We start from the raw sequence: 2,417 nt of genomic DNA, 5'->3' as shown, positions 1-2,417 counted from the left end.
TCGTCACCCTGCCGTCCCACCTGACCGCCGCCGAGGCGCTCGAGCGGCTGCGCGGGCTCGCCCGCGAGGTCGAGCTCATCTACTACATCTACCTGGTCGACCCCGCGGCCCGCCTGCAGGGCGTGGTCACGATCCGCCACCTCCTCCTCTTCGACCCCGCCGCCCGCCTCGCGGAGATCATGCGACGCGACCCGGTGTCGGTCCGACCCGACGACACCCCCGAGCGCGTCGCCGAGGTCGCCGAGAAGTACAACCTCCTCGCCGTTCCCGTGCTCGACGCCCAGGGCAAGCTCCTCGGCGTCGTCACCGTGGACGACGTGCTCACCCAAATGACGACGCGCGCATGGAAGTGGAAGGTCGGCCACGCCCCCTGAGCGCGCGCGCCGGCGGCCGCTGGCGGCACGTGCTGCGCTTCCTGGTCGTCATGGGCCCGGGCATCATCACCGCCAACGTCGACAACGATGCGGGCGGGATCACGACCTACTCGCTCGCGGGCGCGCGCTACGGCTACGCGCTCGTCTGGACGCTCGTCCCGATCACGGTCGCGCTCGTGGTCGTGCAGGAAATGTGCGCCCGCATGGGCGCCGTCACCGGCAAGGGCCTCGCCGACCTGATCCGCGAGAACTTCGGCGTCCGGCTCACCTTCTACGCCATGGTTCTCCTCTTGCTCGCGGACCTTGGCAACACGGTGGCCGAGTTCGCGGGCGTGGCGGCGAGCCTCGAGATCTTCGGCGTGTCGCGCTACGCGACCGTGCCGCTGGCCGCCGCCTTCGTGTGGTGGCTCGTCGTCTACGGCAGCTACCGGCGCGTCGAGAAGGTCTTCCTCCTGGCGTGCCTCTTCTACCTCGCCTACGTCGCCTCCGGGGTGCTCGCCGTGCCCGGGTGGACCAACGTCCTGCGCGAATCCACGGCGCCGCACGCGCGGCTCGACGCCGCCTACGTGACCATGCTGGTCGGGCTCGTGGGCACGACCATCGCGCCGTGGATGCAGTTCTACCAGCAGGCGGCGATCGTCGAGAAGGGCGTGCGCGTCGAGGACTACCCGTACTCGCGCCTCGACGTGGTGAGCGGCTGCATCTTCACCGACGTCGTCGCCTTCTTCATCATCGTCGCCTGCGCCGCCACGCTGCACGCGGGCGGCGTCCCGATCGAGACGGCCGCCGACGCGGCGCAGGCGCTCCGTCCGCTCGCCGGCGCCCACTGCGCCGCTCTCTTCGCCTTCGGGCTCTTCAACGCCTCGCTCTTCTCCGCCTCGGTGCTGCCGCTCGCGACCGCGTACTCGGTGTGCGAGGCGCTCGGCTGGGAGACGGGCGTCAGCAAGCGCATGCGCGAGGCGCCGCACTTCTACGCGCTCTACACGGGACTCATCGTGCTCGGCGCCGCGATCGTCCTCGTGCCCGGCATCCCGCTCATCCCGGTCATGTACCTGTCGCAGGTGGCGAACGGGGTGCTCCTGCCCGTCGTCCTCGTCTTCATGCTCCTCCTCATCAACCGCCGCGACCTGATGGGCGAGTACACCAACGGCACCTCGATGAACGCCGCCGCGTGGGTGACGGTCGCCGTCACGAGCGGCCTCAGCCTCTACCTGGCCGTCGCCGTCTTTTTCGGGGCAGCGTCCTAGGAGGCCGTCCGGCCTCCTAGGCTGGACGAACTCGCGCAGTTGCGCTAACCACGAGAGAGACATGAGCAGCGACGGCCAAAGCCGTCCATCGGAACCGTAGGACCGTCCGGGCGCGCGGCTGGCAGCACCCCTCCCGCCCCGGGTGGTGAGGAGGTCGCGAGCGTGCCCCGTGCAGCGAGAGGAAGCTCATGACGCCAGCCGCCGTCGAGCGGGCGCGCGAGCGGAGCCTCCTCGCCTCCGAGCTGGCGGACGCGTGGCCGGTGCTCTCGGCCGAGGAGCGCCTGGAGGGGCTCCGGCTCCTCCCCCACGCCGACGCCGAGGATCTCCTGCTGTCGCTGCCCGCCCGCGACCAGGCGGAGCTGATCCTCGAGACCTCGGCCGGCGAGCGGCGCTCGTGGATGCGGCTCCTCCCGCCCGACGACGCCGCCGACGTCGTGCAGGCGGCGCCCGAGGCGGAGCGCGAGGGGCTGCTCGCCCTGCTCGACGACCCGACGCGCAAGGAGGTGGCGGCGCTCCTCGCCTACGCCGAGGACGATGCGGGCGGGCTCATGAACCCGCGCTACGCGCGCCTCCGCCCGGACATGAGCGTCGACGAGGCGATCACCTACCTCCGCCGCCAGGCGCGCGAGCGCCTGGAGACCATCTACTACATGTACGTGCTCGACGCCGAGCAGCGCCTGCTCGGCGTGGTGTCGTTCCGCGACCTGTTCGCCGCGCCGCCCGAGAAGAAGGTGCGCGACATCATGCACACCGAGGTCGTCACCGCCCCCGAGAGCATGGACCAGGAGGCGCTCTC

The 2,417-nt window shown here is 71.3% G+C and carries 3 protein-coding genes; all 3 read left to right on the top strand.

All coding sequences use genetic code 11. The features are described from left to right. On the top strand, positions 1-374 hold a 374-nt coding region (locus tag E6J59_19890), incomplete at its 5' end, for a CBS domain-containing protein (protein ID TMB15587.1). Further along, the gene (locus E6J59_19885) at positions 344-1,621 is read left to right on the top strand and encodes a divalent metal cation transporter (GenBank protein ID TMB15586.1); all 1,278 of its coding nucleotides are present in this window, start codon (positions 344-346) and stop codon (positions 1,619-1,621) included. The genes E6J59_19890 and E6J59_19885, both read left to right, overlap by 31 nt. Positions 1,622-1,809: 188 nt before the next feature. Next, positions 1,810-2,417: magnesium transporter (locus E6J59_19880; GenBank protein ID TMB15585.1), on the top strand; the 608-nt coding region annotated here is incomplete at its 3' end.

Source organism: Deltaproteobacteria bacterium (assembly GCA_005879795.1).
Taxonomy (GTDB): domain Bacteria; phylum Desulfobacterota; class Binatia; order DP-6; family DP-6; genus DP-6.
This window is presented reverse-complemented; position numbering and strand designations above follow the sequence as displayed.